At 39.1% G+C, this 20636-nt stretch carries 13 protein-coding genes; 5 read left to right on the plus strand and 8 right to left on the minus strand.

The genetic code is table 11. The features are described 5' to 3' along the window. Positions 1-130 precede the first annotated feature (130 nt). The 4 genes from GAB14E_RS16915 to GAB14E_RS16900 are packed head-to-tail and all read right to left on the minus strand — an operon-like array spanning position 131 to position 5413. Positions 131-961: a sugar-binding protein gene (locus tag GAB14E_RS16915; RefSeq protein WP_033081245.1), complete on the minus strand. Its 831-nt coding sequence runs from the start codon at positions 959-961 to the stop codon at positions 131-133. Next, positions 954-1532 carry a gluconokinase gene (locus GAB14E_RS16910; protein WP_033081246.1) on the minus strand — a complete coding sequence of 193 codons (579 nt, stop codon included), beginning with the start codon at positions 1530-1532 and terminating at the stop codon, positions 954-956. The genes GAB14E_RS16915 and GAB14E_RS16910 overlap by 8 nt, the downstream gene beginning before the upstream one ends. After that, on the minus strand, positions 1525-3945 hold the full coding sequence (locus GAB14E_RS16905; protein WP_052093507.1) for a GH36-type glycosyl hydrolase domain-containing protein: 2421 nt from the start codon (positions 3943-3945) through the stop codon (positions 1525-1527). Before GAB14E_RS16905 ends, GAB14E_RS16910 begins: the two co-directional genes overlap by 8 nt. Beyond that, positions 3938-5413 (minus strand): MFS transporter, encoded by a 1476-nt coding sequence (locus GAB14E_RS16900; RefSeq protein WP_231561997.1) that lies wholly within the window; start codon positions 5411-5413, stop codon positions 3938-3940. Before GAB14E_RS16900 ends, GAB14E_RS16905 begins: the two co-directional genes overlap by 8 nt. 437 nt (positions 5414-5850) lie before the next feature. Here GAB14E_RS16900 and GAB14E_RS16895 point away from each other — a divergent pair, with 437 nt between their 5' ends. From GAB14E_RS16895 to GAB14E_RS16885, 3 genes are all read left to right on the plus strand, one after another. Next, a complete protein-coding gene (locus tag GAB14E_RS16895; protein ID WP_033081247.1) occupies positions 5851-8865 on the plus strand; it encodes a TonB-dependent receptor in 3015 nt (1004 codons plus the stop codon). Positions 8866-9130: 265 nt separating this feature from the next. Beyond that, entirely contained in the window at positions 9131-9847 is a 717-nt protein-coding gene (locus GAB14E_RS16890; protein WP_033081248.1) for a SapC family protein, read from the plus strand. Between the two features lie 37 nt (positions 9848-9884). After that, positions 9885-11369 (plus strand): tryptophan halogenase family protein, encoded by a 1485-nt coding sequence (locus GAB14E_RS16885; protein ID WP_033081249.1) that lies wholly within the window; start codon positions 9885-9887, stop codon positions 11367-11369. 137 nt (positions 11370-11506) lie between these two features. On the opposite strand, the gene GAB14E_RS16880 is transcribed toward GAB14E_RS16885, so the two are convergent. Continuing rightward, a complete protein-coding gene (locus tag GAB14E_RS16880; protein WP_033081250.1) occupies positions 11507-13066 on the minus strand; it encodes a tryptophan halogenase family protein in 1560 nt (519 codons plus the stop codon). 365 nt (positions 13067-13431) lie between these two features. Here GAB14E_RS16880 and GAB14E_RS16875 point away from each other — a divergent pair, with 365 nt between their 5' ends. After that, positions 13432-13833 carry a sensor histidine kinase gene (locus GAB14E_RS16875; protein ID WP_033081251.1) on the plus strand — a complete coding sequence of 134 codons (402 nt, stop codon included), beginning with the start codon at positions 13432-13434 and terminating at the stop codon, positions 13831-13833. A 144-nt stretch (positions 13834-13977) separates the two neighbouring features. Here GAB14E_RS16875 and GAB14E_RS16870 read toward each other — a convergent pair whose 3' ends face one another. From GAB14E_RS16870 to GAB14E_RS16860, 3 genes are all read right to left on the minus strand, one after another. After that, a complete protein-coding gene (locus GAB14E_RS16870; RefSeq protein ID WP_081967732.1) occupies positions 13978-14778 on the minus strand; it encodes a substrate-binding periplasmic protein in 801 nt (266 codons plus the stop codon). 250 nt (positions 14779-15028) lie between these two features. Next, positions 15029-17647, minus strand: coding sequence for a glycoside hydrolase family 3 protein (locus tag GAB14E_RS16865; RefSeq protein WP_081967733.1), 2619 nt, complete (start codon positions 17645-17647; stop codon positions 15029-15031). A 52-nt stretch (positions 17648-17699) separates the two neighbouring features. Beyond that, positions 17700-18959, minus strand: a complete 1260-nt coding sequence (locus GAB14E_RS16860) for a sugar MFS transporter (protein ID WP_033081253.1) — start codon at positions 18957-18959, stop codon at positions 17700-17702. 310 nt (positions 18960-19269) lie between these two features. On the opposite strand from GAB14E_RS16860, the gene GAB14E_RS16855 reads away from it, so the two are divergent. After that, positions 19270-20601, plus strand: coding sequence for a GH1 family beta-glucosidase (locus tag GAB14E_RS16855; RefSeq protein WP_033081254.1), 1332 nt, complete (start codon positions 19270-19272; stop codon positions 20599-20601). The last annotated feature ends 35 nt before the right edge of the window (positions 20602-20636 follow it).

Genomic DNA, 20636 nt, shown 5'->3' on the forward strand with positions numbered 1-20636 from the left:
TTAAATCTTATTATTAGCAAATGTCTTTATGGCAGCTTACCAATTTGTTATTTAACAAATTTATTAAAGCTATAGCTATTGTGATATTTTTAATAAAATGCGGAATTAAAATGAAAGGTAATCGTTTTAGTTACCTAATCAGGGTCAATCTTTGGAAAACATCGGCGGTGATATAACCTAAATTTTTATTACCATTTACCGCTTTAATATCAACCGAGCCAATAAAATGTTCACGGGTTTTACTGCCATCGTTATCACAATAAGCCAACATGAAGCCGAGGTTTTTCCCCTCGGATAATTTTACTGGCTGTATCTTTTTATTTTGTATGCTTGTTTGCATTGGCACTTGCAATGAAAAACTATCGCCATAAGCTCGAACCGACAATTCCCAGATAACTTTATTTGGTGATTGTTCATTACGTCGCCAAACACTAGTTACATGATCATTTAACAAGATAAAATTATCAGAGCCATCGGCATTGTTTTCTCCAATATCAACCACCTGATTGTCAAGAGCAACATGATAAGCAAAAGCATTAAAATTAAACTGATGATTACCACCTGAACCATCTTCATCAATAAATATCTCTAAACAATCATCATCCCAATATAGATGACGCGGATCGGCGTGTTGATCGAATAAAATATCATCGGTGATTTCTACCAACAGATATAACTGTTGTTCATCCCACATTATTTTAAATCGACCAGAAAAATCCTCTTTGCTTGGCATACTGCCTAAGATTAACTGGTCTATTGGTTGCCAGCTTGCTAATTGCCAGCTAGCCTCATTGGCAATGCCGTCCATGGTCATTATTTCTTTTACTTTTTTAGCCTCAAGGGCGCGTTTATCAATCTCAACATCAATAACAGTAACAGTAACGGCAAATGCATTGGCATCCACTGTAGTTAACGTCACTATCACCACTAACACTGTTAGTAAATTTACCAATCTACTCATTGTTCCCTAGCTCCACTATTTCTTTAACTATGTTATTTATTTCGTTTGCTACCAGTAAAAAAGATCTATCGATATTTATAAAGCTAACATCTTGTTCACTCTGCATCGGTGCCTGCATCGCTAAAAATTGGCTATCAAGTAACTCAGTAGAAAAAAAGTGCCTTTCACGCTGAGCAATTCTTTTTTCGATAACGTTTCGGTCACCAACAAGATATAAAAAATGACATGCAAAAGGTAACTCTCTAAATAGATCTCGATGCACCGACTTTAAACCTGAGTAAGCAAGCGCAACTGACTTACCTTGCTGATGAAGTGAAGTTAAATGCGCGATGATAGTTGCAAGCCATGGCGCTCTCATCTCATCCGTTAAGGGCTTATTATCTGCCATATGCTTTTTGGCTTGAAGGCTATGAAAATCATCTGCATCAATAAAAACTAACGAAAGTTCATCGGACATTTTTTGGGCTAAGCTTGATTTACCCGTGCCGCTAACACCCATAACTATAAATAATCGCGGCACTTGTTTCGCTAAAGATTGGTTTTCTAAAGCTTGGTTACCTAAGTTACTCATGTAGCGGTACCGTCACCTGCAGTTGATAATTTTGTCCTTGCTGTAAGGTAGTTAATACATTGCCAGAGATAACTTGTTTATTGAGTAAAATTTCAATCGTACCTATCTCGCTGCTTTGCTCGATAGTGAAATCAATGATTGCTCGCCTAAATAGCCGTTGACCTGATAAATATTTCATCGCTGTGGGCAATTTTGGTGCTATATGCAAACCACTGGCACAACCCTTTAAGCCACACAGCTCCTCAACTAAACAACGATATAACCAAGAGATAGTACCGGTATTAAATAAATGACTCGAGCGACCGGCTTGTTTAGGGAATTGATGATAAGCACCGCGATAATAATTAGGCACATAAATTGGTAACTGCCCGGTTCTTTGGGAATTTTCAAGGGAGGGCAGCATTTTACTGAGCAAGTCAAAAGCTAAGTTATTTTGTCCCGCTTGATAAAGGGCGTAAATATAAAATATTGCCGCGTGATTATAGACAGAGCCATTTTCAGATACGCCTGGATGTTTTTGGGTAATACGACCAATATCTTCCACTATGGAGGTATAACTAGGCGCCAGCATCATCACCCCTTGCGGTGTTGTTAACTGTTTTGATATTGCCGAAATCATAGCTATTTGTTGTTGCTCATTTGCCGCGCCACTGAGCATGGCCCAACTCTGTGGATTAAGAAATATTTTGCCCTCTGCCTCTTCATCAGTTCCAAAAACACGACCATCATCGGTAATGCCACGGGCAAACCACTGCCCATGCCACAAGTGTTCATTTACCGCCTTATTAATGGCTTGGGCAGCAAAGCGATATTCATCATACTTTTGCCGGCTAATATTAATGTCGTATTCATTGCAAAGGTCACACCAACTAGTTAATGCGTAGGCCGTTGCTAATGATAGCCAACTAGATACTCCTTTACCTTGATAACCAACCATATTCATCGGATCACACCAATCGCCTTGCTCTATAAAACTTAAACCGCGATGATCGGTGGCATTAATAAGGTAATCTAAAGCTAACTCTATATGGCAGGTAAAAGATTGAGCTTGCTCTGAATCGGCAAAAGTTATCATTTCACTGAGTAAATTGACATCAGCAGTTTCGTTTAAATAAACCGATAGGCAGATAGGTAACCAAACCCCATGATCAGCATGGGGCACCTGATTAATATATTTAAGCTCTGCGTCTTGATGCAGCAAAACCCCTTCTGGCATAGCACCGCTAATGGCTTGCTGTGATACCGCTAAGATATAAGCTCGCCGAGTGGTATCGCTATCAATAAAAGCCATGCCCATATTATCTTGAATATAATTACGCGTTTGTGGGTCTGTACTTAAGCGATTAACATCGCCGTGATAAAACATCTGCCTTGGCAGCCAATGATTAACAAAATCATCAAAGCCATTATTTTCTTTACCATTAACACTGTTAATGGTTAAACAGGCTTTGCCTTGATTAAGGTAATCCCGATAACATTGCTCTGCTTGGCTTCTCTGCCTATGCCCCAAGTATTTTTCTTTAATTATCGCGATTTCGGCTTCATCTTTTGCCGGACCAAATAAAAATTGATAGGTTTTGCGCTCACTGGCTAATAACTGCTGCTGAAACTGCATTACTGCAACCGGAGTTTCATAACGTGCATCAACATTTTCTAAAAGCTCAGCTTGTAAGGCACTGGGATTATGCAAGCCACCCTCGCCTTCAAAGACCTTTTGATTGGCATGCCACGCCGTAGGAACAGTATCACTAAGAAAGAAAGTTTTATCTTTTAACTGCTTATTTTTAAAGTAGTCTTCTACTTTTTGATAAGGGGTTACACTATTTCCCACAATGGCATTTAACGCTTCATCATAAGTAGCTGACTGATTCATCCACGACATATAGCCAATAGTGAAATACGGGTAAACGCTAATATTTCTTAGCCGCTCAGTTAAGTTAAGCACCGAAAAAGACCAACATTCAACTAAATCATCTTTGGTTAAATTCACTTTGATATTTATCTGCAAGCCACTGTGTTCAATGGACCAAGCAATATCACTATTGCCAAGTTCAAAAGAGAACTTATCGAGTTCAACCCGCATTGGTTCATAAGGTAATGAAATTATTTCGCCACTATCTTCATCTTTAAGGTAAAAAAATCGTCCAGGATGATGACTAAAATAACTATGCTCGGGTTGTATAAAACTTTTAGCTTCCATGTTCGGCGCGTAAGAGTATTTAGCGGGCTCAGGCTGCATAAACTGTGCATTAACATAACCACGACAATTAACTTGTATGACCATGGCGCGGTTCCATAAAAAACCTGTCGCATTAGGCAATTCTGTAGGGCTGTTTAGTTTTATTTTACTATGACCATCAACAGCGTTACCTATAGAGAGTAAAGGCTGCTTAGCTAAAGGAGAATTAGGCATTAACGGCTCCTGTTTGCTCATCAGTATCATTAGGGTTTTCTTGCTTGGTTGGGTTTTGCAGTGCGATTTCTTCCCGTGCTTTTATTTCCTGAGTAAGTAATTCACCTTGCAACTTTTTCAACTGCTGATCATCTAACGGATAAAAATAAATAACTGGCACTGCAATGGCGGCAAAAATAGCCGGAAGCAAGGTCATTAATAACACTATACCTTGCTCCGATGCACCAGTTTGCACCTGGTTGGCAATATAACCTAAAGAAGCCAGCGTCCAGCCAATCATAGCGCCCGCAAGGGCACCACCCAATTTTTGTGCAAATGCTGCAGCTGAAAATATCATCGCTGTGGCCCGTCTGCCAGTACGCCATTGCGAGAAATCGGCGGTGTCGGCATACATAGAAAAAACTAACGGTGATTTTGGCCCCAATGCTAAACCAATTAGTATTTGCAGGACAAACATCAAAGTAATGTTGTCCTTTGGCACAAAGTAGAAAATGAGTGATAGCGCTGCGACAATAGTCATTAATATCATCAACAAGCGGCGCTTATCAATGAACTTGGTCAATAAAGGCGTAGACGCTGCGCCAACGGCTAAAGCAATCATGTAGGCCATAGCAAAGCTGCCAATTAAATCTGGACGTTCAACATAATATTTAAAATAGAAAGTTCCGCTGCTGCCTCTTAATGAGATAGTCATCATGATGATAAGTGCTAGGACAAAAAGAATCTTCCAAGGTTTATTCTGGGTTAAATCTTTTAAATCTTGTAATACCGGTGTTTTTTGCTGTGCTGGCGGCGATATACGCTCAGTGGTAGACAAGAAAGTTATTACAAAGAGTACCGCAGCAACTAAACCATAAGTAAGCATAGTAAGTTGCCAACCAAGTGCTTCATCACCCTGCCCTAAGTAATTTACTAACTCAGGCGTCATATAAGCAACAAGACTACCACCTGAAAAAGCGCCAATAAAGCGAAAGCTGGTTAAGGTTGTTCTTTGCTGACTGTCACCCGTAACCACACCGAGTAAGGCACCGTAGGGCACATTTATAAAGGTGTACGCCAACATCATAAAGATGTAAGAGCCATAAGCCCAAATCAGTTTATTGCCATCACTGACATCAGGCACGGTAAAAGTAAGTACCCCTGCGGCAATCATAGGGATAATACCCCAGAGTAAATAGGGCCTGAATTTACCAAAACGGGTATTAGTTCTATCAGCAATTGCACCCATAAGTGGGTCAGAGAAGGCATCAATAAGTCGAGTCACCAGCATCATGGTACCGACGGCGGCCGCTGAAAGACCAAAAACATCGGTATAAAAGATAAAGAGAAATACATCAAAGACACGCCAATAAAAGTTTGAGGCAACATCGCCGCAGGCATAACCTACTTTTTCGCCTAAGCTCAGGGCAGAATTCGGGCCAGAGTTTAGGCCTAAATTCTGTTGATGCTGTTTTATATTTTTTATCATTATTAGGCTCACTGTTATTACCAAAATTACATTCACACGTGAAAAACACCAAGGTACTAATTACAATTTCATTAGCTTAGACGTCAATAAATGTAAGCGCTTACAAATATACTGGCATTTGTATTATTATCAATGATAATTTTTAACATCTAATGGTAAAGCAATGTAACTCCCTTTTGTAACAGTAACTTACGACAAACAAATAAAGCACGCACCTGTATGCTATTTGTACATTTAGTGTATAAACTTTAATTTACTTTGAAATATTTATTGACCTATTTTTGTTATTAACTTACCGTCCATGTAAGCGCTTACATAGATACATTCAATTACAGCTTGTCATTTATTACCGATTTGTTATATTTTTCTGTATAAAAATGTAAGCGCTTAACCAATACATATAATTATAAAGTGATCCACTAAACTGGGGATATAACATGATTCAGAAAACATTTACTAAAACAAGAATTGCAACAAGCTTATCATTGATACTCGGGGCAACAGCGCTACCTGCAGTATCAGCAGAAGAAGTATCAGAAAAAGCAGACGTTGAAGTTATCGAAGTAACTGGTATGCGTTCAAGCATTAAAGAGTCAACACGTTTAAAGCGTGATGCTACGGGTGTCGTCGATGCCATCTCTGCTGAGGATATAGGTAAGTTCCCTGATACTAACTTAGCGGAATCTTTACAACGTATCACAGGTGTTTCAATTGACCGTTCAAATGGTGAGGGTAGCCGAGTAACAGTTCGTGGATTTGGTCCTCAGTATAATATGGTTACCTTGAATGGCCGCCTTATGGCTTCATCTACTTTACCTGACGGTGGTGGCGCTTCTGATAACAGAGCTTTCGATTTCCAAAATCTTGCTTCTGATGCTGTTAAATCGGTAGAAATATACAAAACAGCTAATGCTGCTGCTGCAAGTGGCGGTATTGGTGCAACCATTAACATTAATACAGCTAAACCACTTGATAACCCAGGTTTTATTGCCAGCATCGGTGGTAAAGCCATGATGGACACCTCCGTAAGAGATGGTGTTGGTGATTACAGTGACCAAGTAACACCTGAACTTTCTGGCTTATTAAGCTGGACGGATGAAGATGAGATGTTTGGTGCTTCAATCACCGCTAGTTTCTCTCAACGTGATAGTAGCTCAACGTCTGCTAACATTGATCAATGGCGTAACGGTGTATATGACGGTACTGTACCTGATATGGTGCCGGCTACCTCTCCTGGCGCTCCTACGCAATTAAATAATGCTCCAGGTATCGGTGAAGATTTTGCATTACCTTCAAGTATTTCTTACCGTTTATGGGATAGACAGCGTGAACGTACTAATGCGCAATTAACCTTGCAATATCGCCCTATAGAGACTATTACCGCGACTTTTGATTATACCTATTCTAAGTTAGAGCAAGAGCAACAAGGTACTGAACTATCAATTTGGATGTCTGATTATAAAAGTGATATCACTTTTACTGATGGTTTAAACCCTTCACCTTTACACTATGCTGAGGATAAAAGAGAGCAAGCACCGCGTGATATTGCAACAAAACAAAAATATCGTAACTCAATCACCGAAGATGACGCTATTGGCTTGAACTTAGTTTGGGAAGTTAATGATGATTTAACCTTAGCCTTTGATTATAACGATTCTTCTTCTGAGTCGTCACCATTATCAAGCTATGGCAATGATGTCACTTTCGGTATTGGTTCAAACATTTTAGCACAACAAGGTGGTTACTTCGGTACCTCTGGCCTTCCAGACATAATGGTTGGGTTTGATGATTGTGACGCTCGCATTGGTTTAAACTGTAACAATGCATTTGACGTCAGCGATGTGGGTACCTCTATTTATCAAAAGTCACATGCTTACAATACCAATGATATTACTCAAATTCGTATCGACGGAACTTGGGCGTTTGAAGACGGTACAATCGATTTTGGTATTGAATCAAGAGAAATGGATAACCACTCAACTCAATCAAGTACTAACCAATCCATGGGTGATTGGGGTGTAAACAACCCTGGTGAAATTCCTGCCTCGATGTTAGATGCTATTGATTTTAATGATTCATTAGACGATTACAAAGTAGCAGGTTGGACACAGGCATTCCGCGGCGACACTATAGCCCTAGCCGATTGGGCCGCGCCTGTGTATGGCTTAGATTTAGCACGTGATACAGCCCTTGCAACTGACCGACGTATTCAAGAAGATGTTACTGCGGCTTACGTAAAAGCCTCTTACTCGGGTCACATCTCGGATCTGCCTTATAACGTCTCTGTAGGTCTACGTTATGAAGATACTAAATCTACTTCAACGGCTAATATCGCTCAACCAACCGCGGTACGCTGGGTAAGCAATAATGACTTTACCGTAGATCAAGGCGCCTTTGTCGATGCTGAAATGCGTAGTGAGTCAAATTCTTATAGTCACTTTTTACCTAATATTGATTTTGATATTGACTTAACAGAGAGCGTGAAAGCACGTGCATCATTTAGTCAAACCATTGCTCGGCCTACCTACGGCCAATTAAGTAATGCTGTAAGCATTACTGGCGGCCCTGGCGCACCAACAGTACTTAATGAACTAAATGGCTCGGCAAGTAGTGGTAGAGCATCACTGGTACCATTAGAATCAACTAACATTGATATTTCAATGGAATGGTATTTTGCCGATACAAGTTATGTTTCTGCAGGTTATTTCAGAAAAGATGTTGATAAATTTATTGGTAATGCACCGGTTGTCAGTGATTATTATGGTTTAAGAGATCCAAGTGCCGGCCCAAGAGCTTTACAAGCGATTAATGATTTAAATGCCGCTGGTATTAACGTTAACGAAACAACCTTATTCTCACAAGTTGCGGCGACTCAGTTAGGTGAAACAATTTATGCTAACGGTCATACCGATAACGACTATGAAAAATTAGTAGATGTTTATGCTAACAGCGACGATCCATTAATGAATTTTTTATCACAATCACCCACGAACAACAAAAGTGCGGTTATCGATGGTATGGAATTCGCGGTGCAGCATTTCTTTGGCGATAGTGGTTTTGGTTTTCAAGCGAACTATACCCTTGTTAATGGTGATATAGAGTTTGATTTAACAGCTACGGATACCCAGTTTGCTTTACTTGGTTTAAGTGACACGGCTAACTTGGTGTTGTTATACGAAATGGAAGACTTCTCAGCACGTATTGCTTATAACTGGCGTGATGAATTCTTGAACAATGCGGCAGTTTATTCAAATGAGCCTGAGTTTACTGAAGAGTATTCACAAATTGATTTCAGTGTTGGTTATCAAGTGACCGAGCAGTTCTCAATGTCATTCGCAGGTATTAACATTACTGGTGAAGACCCGCGTAAACATGGTCGAACAGCTAACCAGCTTACTTATGCCGAAGAATGGGATGCACGTTATGAATTAGGCCTTCGTTACACTTTCTAAGTTATACGAGATCAGTTTTTAACGAATAACTAAAAATTAAGCGTTACCGATTAATAAGCCGCTAAGCCTAAAAATTTGGCGGTTTATTTTTATTTAGTATATAAATACTCAGCTCCTAGAAGAACAAGAAAAAGCTAAATGATTTTTTATAAAGTGATCTTTCTGCCAGATCCTTTTATAAAAAATTACTTAAAACTGTTAAAACTAGTGCTATCTAAAATAAATAAAAACCTTTATTAAGTAACATTCATCTATAGGATTTTCCATGGCTAATCACGACATTCTCGATAATAAAAACCACAAATACATTAAAGTTATCACCCATTTTGACGATGAATTTTCAGAAAACATTAACAGTGCCTTGATATTCCCTAACGAAATTAAAGCAGCACAACGTGACTACCCTATTCTATTTATTAAAAACCCTGAAACAGGTCAATTTCAAAGTGTGGTATTACTTGGTTTAGTTGCTGGTGAGAACCAATATATTAATAACGGTTGGCAAGCCAGCTATATCCCGGCGATGATTAAAAAAGGCCCTTTCATTATTGGTTTTGAAGAAAAAGAAGAAAACGGCGAAAATGTTAGACAGCCAATAGTCGCCATTGATATGGACAACCCTCGAGTAAACAAAAAAAGTGGTGAGCCAATATTTTTAGAAGATGGTCAGGCTAGTCCTTACCTCCAGCAAGTAAACCAATCATTAAAAACACTGCATGAAGGTTCACAACTAAACCAAGAAATGTTGGCCGCTTTCTTGAAAAATGATTTAATTGAACCTGTTGCTTTAAATATTGAATTAAACAATGGTGAAAAAATTTCTCTGCAAGGCAATTATACCCTAAACGAAGAAAAGCTTTCCCAGCTTAGTGGTGATGCCCTGACTGAACTGCATAGCTCTGGCCTGTTAAGAGTAGCCTATTTCATTACTGCCTCTTTGGACAATATTCAACGCTTAGTCGATTTAAAAAATAAGCAATAGTTTGCCTGTTAATGACAACCCATGTTTTGAGGTTTAAATGAATAATCAAAAAATCACTAAAATAGTTGTTGCTGGTGGCGGAACTGCCGGTTGGATGTCAGCAGCTTCATTGTCAAAGTTGTTAGGTAAATCCTTTGATATCACCTTAGTAGAGTCAGACGGAATTGCTACTGTCGGTGTTGGTGAAGCAGCAATCCCGACTCTAACCGCATTTCATCGTCTACTGGGGATCAATGAACAAGCCTTCATGAAAGCAACGCATGCAACGTTCAAATTAGGTATTAACTTTGAAAACTGGAAAAAGGGCGATGATGAATATATGCATGGTTTTGGCCGTGTAGGAAAAGAATGTTGGGCTGGAGAGTTTCAGCATTTTTGGTTACACGGCAAACAAAACAACATTGAATTCGCCTTTGATCATTACTCTCCTGAAATTCAAGCAGCTAAAGCTGAAAAATTCGCCCTTTCTAAAAAGGGCTTAAATTATTCCTATCATTTAGACGCTACTCTCTATGCAAAGTTTTTACGCACTTTTGCCGAGGATCATGGTGTTAAACGCATAGAAGGTAAAATTATCGACGTAGCCAAAGATAGTAAAACGGGTGAAATTAAATCACTACAACTTGCCAATGGCAATGTTATTGAAGGTCAGTTATTTATAGATTGTACTGGTTTTGTTGGTTTACTCATCGAAAAAGCCTTACATACTGGTTATGAAGATTGGTCACACTGGTTGCCCTGTGACAGTGCTGTAGCCGTACAAACAAAGTCGGTATCAGCACCCTTGCCTTACACCCGTTCTATCGCCCGTGAAAGCGGCTGGCAATGGCGTATTCCATTACAACATAGAGTAGGTAATGGTTTAGTGTTTTGCAGTAAGTACTTAGCTGATGATGATGCCAAAACCTTTTTGATAGATAACATTGAAGGCGAGCCAATTAACCAACCAAGAGTGATTAAGTTTAAGACTGGCCGTAGAAGGAAAGGCTGGAATAAAAACTGTGTTGCTTTAGGTTTATCTAGCGGCTTCTTAGAGCCATTGGAATCAACCAGTATTCATTTGATCATGTCAGGTGTTTTACGCCTAATTCGACTATTTCCTTTCGAAGGGATAAGCCCTTCTGCTGTTAACGAATATAATCAACAACTCACCAGTGAACTTGAACATATTCGAGACTTTATTATTTTACATTACCATGCAACCCAGAGAGCTGACACACCGTTTTGGCAGTACTGCAAAGGTATGGAAATACCTGATTCACTTAAACAAAGATTAGATTTATTCAAAGAGACTGGCCGGATTTTCACCTCTGAAGGCGAATTATTCCGTGTTGATTCATGGGCACAAGTCATGTTGGGGCAAGGTGTTTATCCTGAACAATATCATCAAATTGCCGCGATTATGAAGCCACACGAACTCGATAAATTCTTAAGCGATATAAGACAGACAATTGATAAGGCAGTCGCAGACCTACCTTCACATCAAATTTTCTTAGACCAATATTGTCGTTCAAACCACTAGCGTATGGATAAAGAAGAATTGATAGCGTAGAAGTTTTACTTGCCATGGCCTTGGTAGTACTTACTTAAGTATCACCAAGACTATGACAATACCTCTATTATTTATCAGAATATTGCTCACTACCTTCATTAAAATAGCTAAATCTTATGCATACCATATTGTTTAATTTTATTAATCAACTCTCTATTACTGGGTAATGCCGATAAGTACTTTTTAGTAAGCTGGACATTTTCACTAAAGAACTGATGCGCCATTTCTTCATTGACGAACTTGCGCGACACTTCACTTTCTTGTGTTTCAAAGCCCATGCCATAGAGCACATATTGCCAACTTGAAGAAGGAAAAACCTCTTCAACATGGTGGAAGTCTTGCGGCCCTGGTGGCTGATGCTCCCATAAGGTTAATAACTCTTGCAGACTTTCAGGGATCGTTTCAGCATTACAATTATCTCGCCAATAAGCAGAGTCGGATCTTTTAGTTAAAATATAGTGCAGCTTTAAAAATTCTATAATGCGCTGCCAACGATAGAGGAATTGTCTATTATAACGTTTGGCGACTATGTCCATGGTTTCGCGTGTTGCTGGCATTTCACGACTTATTTTTGCTGCCGCTAGCTCAACTAAAACTAAGGCAGAAGCTTCAAGTGGCTCTAAAAACCCAGAAGCCATGCCGATAGCGACACAGTTTTTATGCCAAAACTTTTCTCTATGTCCGGGATTAAAGCTAATTTTTCTTATGTTAAGTTTATCTGTTTCAGCTTTGCCAATAGAAGATTCAATATAAGCGCGTAGCTCTACTTCAGCATCTTTTTCATTGGTATGGTCGCTTGAGTAAACATAACCTACCCCTCTTCTTGAAGGTAAACCTATATCCCAAATCCAGCCTGAGCTTTGCGCTGTTGATATAGTATGCGAAGCAATGTCACTATTTTCGTCAGGATAAGGCACTTGTACTGCTAAGGCAGTATCATTAAACAAAATATGCTTTTTGCTAATAAAAGGCACCTTAAAGTGTTTACCTAATAATATTGAAGAAAAACCTGAGCAGTCGATAAATAAATCGCCAGTAATATCACCGTGCTCTTTTGTTAGAACTGAGTCAATATCACCATTGTCAGCTGAGTTTATTTCAGCTACATGGTCAACAACATGTTTAACGCCTAGTTTTTCAATACAGTGTTTTCGCAAAAACTGACCTAATTTAACCGCATTAAGATGATAAGCATAATTTGCTATGCCGGCATATTCAGGTGTTGAAATGAGTTTAGGTGCGCGGCCTTGTTCACAGATATGCCCTTGATAACTGACAGCATCAGCAAATGAAATTTCGCCTCTATGTTTCTGCCAAGGGAATACTAGGTCTGTTTTGGTATAACCTTGAGGTAAGACCAACGGGTGATAATAATAGTCGTCTTCAGCGCCGGTAACCCACTTGGAAAATTTGGCCCCCTGTTTAAAAGAGGCTTCACATTCTCTAAACAGATCAGTTTCATTTATGCCAATTTTATCTAAGGTTTCTCGCATGGTTGGCCAAGTTCCCTCACCCACACCAACAGTATTAACTTCAGGCGACTCGATTAAAGTTACTTGCAAACCCGATGCAGACTTTGAATTATGCTCTGCGGCAATCACACCTGCGGTTAACCAACCTGCGGTGCCTCCACCTACGATAACAATATTTTTAATGACTTTACTCATGGCTCCCCCGCATAAAAGATATTAGTCAGTTTTGGCAACTATAGGTCGCCAGTTAAGCACTATCAGGAATAATTTCACATCCAAAAATTTTAACGTGAACACACCTTACGATTTAACTATAAAAGGAGCAAATATTTCATCCATTGTCACCCCCTTGATTGTTTGCCACTCCTCTACTTCAATGGCTTATAAAATAAATAAGCCATTGACAAATGTAAGCGCTTCCACATCAGTATTTAAAACTAATTATTTTAATTAAGCAAGGCATTTATCGATTAAGGATTGCGTAGTTAGCAGACAAAATTAGTACCTGCTTAATTAATGCAAACTTACAGCGTTCAGCTGACTTGGTCAGCAATTTCAAATTGGTTGCCGTTGATCAATCAAATAAAAACCTTCGTTTATATAAGGTGAAAATATATACCAATAAATTACTGAGTAGTTTGCAGTCCGTATTAAAAGAGAAGCAATGCACCTTATCCTTGATATGTGCTGACGATATTACTCTTTGGGGCGATCCCAGTGTTTTAACACAAATAATAACCAACTTGGTAATGAACTCTATTATCCATGGTTTTGAAAGCAGCAACACCAGAAATATTACTATCGAAATGACCTCCTCTGGGCAATTTTTACTGTTAAATTATATTGACTCGGGTAGTGGTATAAAAGACGAAGACAGAGAAAAAATATTTGAACCATTTTTCACTACTAAGCGTAATAAAGGCAATAGTGGCTTAGGCATGCATATTGTTTCAACCTGGTAACACAATCATTAAAAGGCACTATTGATTGTGTTAGTGAGTTAGGAAATGGCGCACAGTTTATTTTGAAGTTCCCTTTTGATACTAGGGGGAGCTCTACTTAACTGCTGCTAGTCATTTAGGTTAAGGTTTATACATGCACGGTAATCAATCGAAATTATTTTGCTTGGCCTTATTAGTCATTATTAGAGAGGAGTCAACATGAGAATATAGTTCAGGGTTAGCAATAATAAATTGTTCAATCGCTTTTGAGAAGACTTGTTGCTGAGCAGCCTGTTTGATTTTAAACATTTCATCTGCAGTAAAAATAAGTTTACTGTTTTTACTAAAACCAAAACAGAGTTGCCTCGAAGTATTATAGCTATAAGGGTTTACCTTAATTTTATCATCTATATTCCCTAATTCATTTTGAATACTTTGTAATATTGGCGCAGACGTAACGATTACATCAATACGTTTGAGCAGTAACATTTTCAAGCCCGTTGCAATATCCTTTATTATCACCTTACTAATGTCTTGCGCAAACTCAAGCTCTTTAAAGTACTTAGTATGTTTTGTTATACCAACCACATGCTTTTCTAAATCACCAAAACTAACAATATCCGCCGTATCGATACGACTAACAAATATATAACTATCATCCTCTTGATAAGGTACAAAATGAGCAAATGTTCGCCTCGCTGGATCATCCACTAGACCGGCTAAAACATCAACTTGTCCTAACTCTAACATGCGCAAACAACGAGCAAAATTGGGCCCTGGTATATACTCAACATCATGACCAAGCAATGTTGCTAAGACTTCTAATACTGCAATACTTTCCCCTTTAGGTTCACCTGTAAGGATCTGTAAAGGGGGATAATGATCAATACAAACCTTCATCGTCGCAGCCGAAGCATACATAGCCGAGAAAAAAAGTACAAAACAGACTACTTTAAGAGTATTCATCACTTAATTATAGTCAGCTTAGCTTTTGATAAGCAGGATTTAACATTTTGAGAAATCACGATACTTCCAGCACCAATATTGATGACGGATAAGTATTATTGAACGAGCGAGGTAGTTGTTGGTTGATTTTATTACTCCATCAAGCTGACTATCTGTTTGATGAGGCAATGAAATAAATGAGACTAATAAAAATCAGCTAAATATTAGCAATACATATTCAGCTGACTTAATTACTACACCGACATAATGATTACTGACAAGAAATAGTCGCTTGCTCGAGGTTACCAGGTCGAATATAGACATTTGTGAAATCTATGTTTAATGGTGCTGCTGTCTGCAATGAAAATGGACTAAGAATGTTACTCAAATCAGCGCCACTTTTTACAAAACAGTTTAAGTCAATATTCAAAGTGTGCCATTGATTAACCGCTAATAATGACAGTTGCTTTGTTATATTAACTTTACCTTGGCACTGCTCTCCACAAAGCATTGCTAAATAAATGGCCTGTTGCTCTGCTAAGTTTTGCTTTTCCGTCAAACGCACAGTTAGCTCTAGGGTCGAATTCGCTTTGCCATAGGGTGATAGGTCAGTGGTAGAACTACTGGTAAAAGCAAGCAGGCCCTTTTCAGAACCATTAAATAATACTCTTCTAGCATCTTCTTGCACATCTCTATCGATAGTACGCAAATACAGCGCTTTATTTTCAATGATACTACTGGTCATACTGCTGGTAGTGTGGCTATCAGAAATCATCATTTTCCATGGTGATTTTACCGAGCTTTCAAACAAGGTAATACTGGCTAAACTTGCCGTGGTGTTCTCAGTAATAACGTTTAAATCATCTGTTAAGACATTTGGCTCACCATAGTTTAAACCAAAACCGTAAGGCAACAATGGCTGATAATTCTCATCAAAACGATTGACCTGAGCTTGATTAGCACTTGCCGGCCAAGAGTAGGATAACTTACCGGTAAAATCATAGTTTAATTCACCGTTTTCTTTACTAAAAAGTACATCAGCGACAGCCACACCTTCTGAGCCAGGTAGCCATACCGCGACAAACGCATCAGAGGCATTCAGCTCAGCATTAACCCACAATGGACGACCACTAATAAACAGAGAAACGACCTTAATACCATCGGCTTTAAGACGCTTTAACAAGGCAAGGTCTTGTTTAACACCTTGTTGGTATTCTAGGTTTTCAATATCACCAACGCCTTCGGCATAAGGCTCTTCACCAAAAACCACAATAGCGACATCAGGCTTATTTTTATAATGTCCATCAACATTTAGCTCAACTTTACCACCTTGTGCTTTCACCTTTTGTTCAATACCCTGATAAATAGAGCTGCCACCCGGAAAATCGTCATTGAAGTTATTAGTGCCCTGCCAAGTTATCGTCCAACCACCCGATTGCTTGCCAATATTATCAGCACCATCGCCAGCCACTAGAATATTTTGCTTGGCTGACAAAGGTAAGACATTGCCTTTATTTTTAAGTAAAACTAACGACTCTCTTACAGCTTGTCGGGCAACTTCTCTGTGCTCAATAGCGCCAATTAAATGTGTTTCTCCTGATAAAGCTCTATTTACTGGGCTGGGTTTATCAAAAAGGCCAGCTCTGAACTTAACCCGTAGAATTCTACTGACGGCATCATCAATACGTGTTTGTGAAATTTCACCACTGTTAACTTGTGCAATAGTATTTTCATACAGCGGCTGCCATGCATCCGTTGGCACCATAAAAATATCTAAACCGGCATTTACAGCTTGTGCACAACTTTCATTTGAACAGCCTTTGACTTGTCCATGACCATTCCAGTCACCAACAACAAAACCATCAAAGCCCATTGTGCCTTTCAATACATCGGTTAATAAGTACTTATTGCCATGAACTTTACTGCCGTGCCAACTATTGAAAGAGGCCATCACCGATTGTGCGCCAGCCGTTAAACTACCAACGTAACCTTGACCATGAATATCGAGTAACGCTTGCTCTGATGAAACATTGTTGCCTTGGTCATCACCGCCCAGGGTGCCACCGTCGCCAATAAAATGCTTTACTGTGCTGATAACACGTTTATCACCGAGAAAGTCTTTATCTGCCGCACCCTGCAAACCTTTTACTATGGCAGCAGAGTATTCTCTGACAATCTCAGGATCTTCAGAGTAACCTTCATACGTTCTGCCCCAACGATCATCTCGCACAACAGCAACGGTTGGAGCAAAAACCCAGTCAATGCCAGTGACCATCACTTCAGTTGCCGTGATCGCAGCAATTTTTTCTATCAACTCAGGATTATTTGTTGCCCCTAAAGCAATATTATGAGGAAACAAAGTAGCACCAATAACATTATTATGTCCGTGCACCGCATCTGTGCCCCACATAGTAGGAATACGGTTACCATCTAAACTGTCATCGATTGATGCTTGGTACATAGCTTCCGCTAGGTTAACCCAATCACTTGGCGTGGCATGTTTATCATTATTTGGAAAAGCGCCACCGCCATTTAGGTATGAGCCAAAGCCATATTTACGCATATCTTCTACCGTGATATCGCGTATTTCTGGTTGGATCATTTGTGCTACTTTTTGCTCAAGGGTCATTGTCGCCAGTAAAGCTGCAACTTTTGCTTCAATGTCGGCATCCGCTTTAACCGCTATATTAAGTTTTGGCCAAATGCCAATATTGGTTGATGATACGGCTGGTTGTGATGATGTAGCTACAGCCTCTTGCTTATTGCCATTACAGCCATTACAACCAACAAGTACAGAGGTTATAGCCAAGCAAAGTATGCTGATTTTAAGCTTATTACCTTTAAACGTTTGGCTTTTTAGCCGAGCCATAATTAAATTATTTTTTATCATAGTGTTACTTCTTATTCATGTTATTAGCTAAAAGACTAGTGATGACCAGCTCTTATTTGGCAATTGCTTTTACTTTACTACCTGATAGACCATAATAAGCAATAAAGAAATAGCAAAATATAGGTAAGATAAACGCCGGCTGCACACCAACACTGTCAGCTAGCAGTCCTTGAACAAGTGGAATAATTGCCCCGCCAACAATAGCTAAACATAAAATACCTGAAGCTTGACTGGTATGTTTACCTAAACCTTGAATAGCTAAACTAAAAATTGTTGGGAACATAATTGAGTTGCATAAACCAACCAGTAAAATTGCCACCATGGCAAGAGTGCCAGATGAGAATACCGCCACTAAAATCAAGATAACGGCCAGTGCTGCGTTAAAACATAGCGCTTTACCTGCAGCAATTTTTTGCATAACGGCGGCACCGATAAAACGACCAACCATGGCGCCCCCCCAATAATAGGCGATATATTTTGCCGCTTGCGACTCTTCTAGACCGGCAATATTAGGATCAGCAAAGAAGCTAACTAAAAAGCTACCGATAGAGACTTCAGCACCCACATAAACGAAAATACCAACAGCGCCGAGTACTAAATGACGATATTGCCACGCACTACCATCATCTTGAGCTTTTTCATCTTCTTCAACTGGAGATAAGTTAGGTAATTTTAACCAAGCAAAAATAGCGGCAAGCCCCAATAACATGGCAGCTAGAAAAACATATGGCATTTGTACTGCTTCTGCTGACGCTTGGGCAGATAGTGCATCCGCCGCTTCATTTAAAATCAACAAGGCGCCAAAAAATGGCGCTACAGTAGTACCTAAGGCATTAAAAGCTTGTGTCATGGTTAAACGAGATGAAGCCGTTTTAGCATCGCCTAACATACTGACGTATGGATTAGCTGATACTTGCAACAAGGTAATACCACTGGCCAATATAAATAATGCCATTAAAAAAACCTGGTAACTGTGCATGCTTGCTGCGGGATAAAAGCATAAACAACCAATGGCTGCTATCACTAGTCCTAAAACAATACCTTTTTGATAACCTAGCCTTTTTACTATTGCGCCTGCGGGCAGTGAAACTAAGAAGTAGGCGCCAAAAAAACAAAACTGTACCAACATTGCCTGGCTATAAGATAAATCAAATACACCTTTTAAATGCGGGATCAAAATATCATTTAAACAGGTAATAAAGCCCCACATAAAAAATAACGAGGTTAATGACGTTAGTGCAAAAGCAAAGTTATTGTTTTGCGGCGCATCGCTCACCTGATTGAAAGTACCTGAATTTGAATGCATTGCCATAATTTCCTCTTCTGTATGTGTGTGTTGTTTTAATTATTTTACTCACCATTGACGAATCAGCCGCCAAGTAAAAACGGCTAAATAAAGAAAGATAAACCAATATTTTCAAAAGTTTAATTTGATTGAAATTAAAACAGAGTGAAAGTGGTTGACCTAACTCTTATAAAGCTCTAATCTAAATGTAAGCGCTTACATTGAGCATTAAAGAACATCTAGTTACTTTTTTCAACCTTTTTTATAAGTGCTTATATAAAAATAAATTAAGATAATCGCCAAACTCAGTTGGCTTAAAGACATAGGTATAAAGTTAATGACTGTCAAACTTACTCTACCCGCTCAATCTAAAATGTTATCTCAAGATTTCATTTATGGTGTAGCAACCGCTTCATTTCAGATAGAGGGCGGAGAAAATAATCGCCTACCATGTATCTGGGACACATTTTGTGATACTGCAGGTAAAGTTGCTGATGGTTCAAATGGCTTAATTGCCTGCGATCATTACAATCTTTGGCAACAAGATATTGAATTAATTGAATCGTTAGGCGTTGATGCTTATAGATTATCTATTTCTTGGCCACGAGTTATCACCGAGTCCGGAGAGTTAAATCAACAAGGTGTTGATTTCTACCTTGATATTTTAAACGAATTACAACGCCGTAACATTAAAGCTTTTGTCACGCTTTATCATTGGGATCTACCACAACACCTTGAAGACGAAGGTGGCTGGTTAAATAGAGCAACGGCTTATAAGTTTAGAGATTATGCAGATTTAATTTCAAAAGCTTTTGGCGATAGGGTTTATTCCTATGCTACGCTCAACGAACCTTTTTGCAGTGCTTTTTTAGGCTATGAAGCCGGTATTCATGCTCCGGGTATTGTCGGTAAAGAGTTTGGTAAGAAGGCTGCACACCATCTATTACTTGCCCATGGTTTAGCTATGCAAGTACTGGAAAAAAACAGCCCAAATAGCAAAAATGGTATAGTGCTCAACTTTACGCCTTGTTACCCTGAATCTGATTCAGAAGCTGATATAAAGGCATCAGATTTTGCTGATGATTATTTTAATCAATGGTATATCAAGCCATTATTTGACGGTGAATATCCAGAGATAATGTCACAGCTACCCGCAGAACATCACCCTGAAGTACTTGAGGGGGATATGGAAATAATTACTCACGCAATAGATTTTTTAGGGGTTAACTTCTACACCCGCTCTATTTACCGCGCAAATAGTGACGAGCACTTTTTTCAAATAGATGCTCCAGAGCCTAGAACCGACATAGGTTGGGAGATTTATCCAAAAGCTTTTACTGAGTTATTGGTATCACTCAATGAAAAATACTCACTTCCCGCTATCTACATCACTGAAAATGGCGCGGCAATGGCTGATAAACTAGTTGATGGTGCTGTAAATGATATAGGCAGGATTGATTATTACCAAAACCACCTTAATGCAGTAAATGACGCTATTGAACAAGGTGTACAAGTTAATGGCTATTTTGCTTGGAGTTTAATGGACAATTTTGAATGGGCGGAAGGTTATTTAAAACGCTTTGGCATAGTTCACGTCGATTACGATACTCAGGTAAGAACAATTAAAGCCAGCGGACTTGCCTATAATGACTTAATAACAAATAGATAAACCGACTTTTATGCCTAAAGTGGTTCGCAGTTAAA

The organism is Colwellia psychrerythraea, assembly GCF_000764185.1.
Classification (GTDB): domain Bacteria; phylum Pseudomonadota; class Gammaproteobacteria; order Enterobacterales; family Alteromonadaceae; genus Colwellia; species Colwellia psychrerythraea_B.

Coding starts and splice junctions, on each gene's coding strand:
- GAB14E_RS16885 (WP_033081249.1), top strand. CDS start 9,885: ATGAATAATCAAAAAATCACTAAAATAGTTGTTGCTGGTGGCGGAACT.
- GAB14E_RS16895 (WP_033081247.1), top strand. CDS start 5,851: ATGATTCAGAAAACATTTACTAAAACAAGAATTGCAACAAGCTTATCA.
- GAB14E_RS16860 (WP_033081253.1), bottom strand. CDS start 18,959: ATGGCAATGCATTCAAATTCAGGTACTTTCAATCAGGTGAGCGATGCG.
- GAB14E_RS16880 (WP_033081250.1), bottom strand. CDS start 13,066: ATGAGTAAAGTCATTAAAAATATTGTTATCGTAGGTGGAGGCACCGCA.
- GAB14E_RS16855 (WP_033081254.1), top strand. CDS start 19,270: ATGACTGTCAAACTTACTCTACCCGCTCAATCTAAAATGTTATCTCAA.
- GAB14E_RS16870 (WP_081967732.1), bottom strand. CDS start 14,778: ATGAATACTCTTAAAGTAGTCTGTTTTGTACTTTTTTTCTCGGCTATG.
- GAB14E_RS16890 (WP_033081248.1), top strand. CDS start 9,131: ATGGCTAATCACGACATTCTCGATAATAAAAACCACAAATACATTAAA.
- GAB14E_RS16865 (WP_081967733.1), bottom strand. CDS start 17,647: ATGATAAAAAATAATTTAATTATGGCTCGGCTAAAAAGCCAAACGTTT.
- GAB14E_RS16910 (WP_033081246.1), bottom strand. CDS start 1,532: ATGAGTAACTTAGGTAACCAAGCTTTAGAAAACCAATCTTTAGCGAAA.
- GAB14E_RS16900 (WP_231561997.1), bottom strand. CDS start 5,413: ATGATAAAAAATATAAAACAGCATCAACAGAATTTAGGCCTAAACTCT.
- GAB14E_RS16905 (WP_052093507.1), bottom strand. CDS start 3,945: ATGCCTAATTCTCCTTTAGCTAAGCAGCCTTTACTCTCTATAGGTAAC.
- GAB14E_RS16915 (WP_033081245.1), bottom strand. CDS start 961: ATGAGTAGATTGGTAAATTTACTAACAGTGTTAGTGGTGATAGTGACG.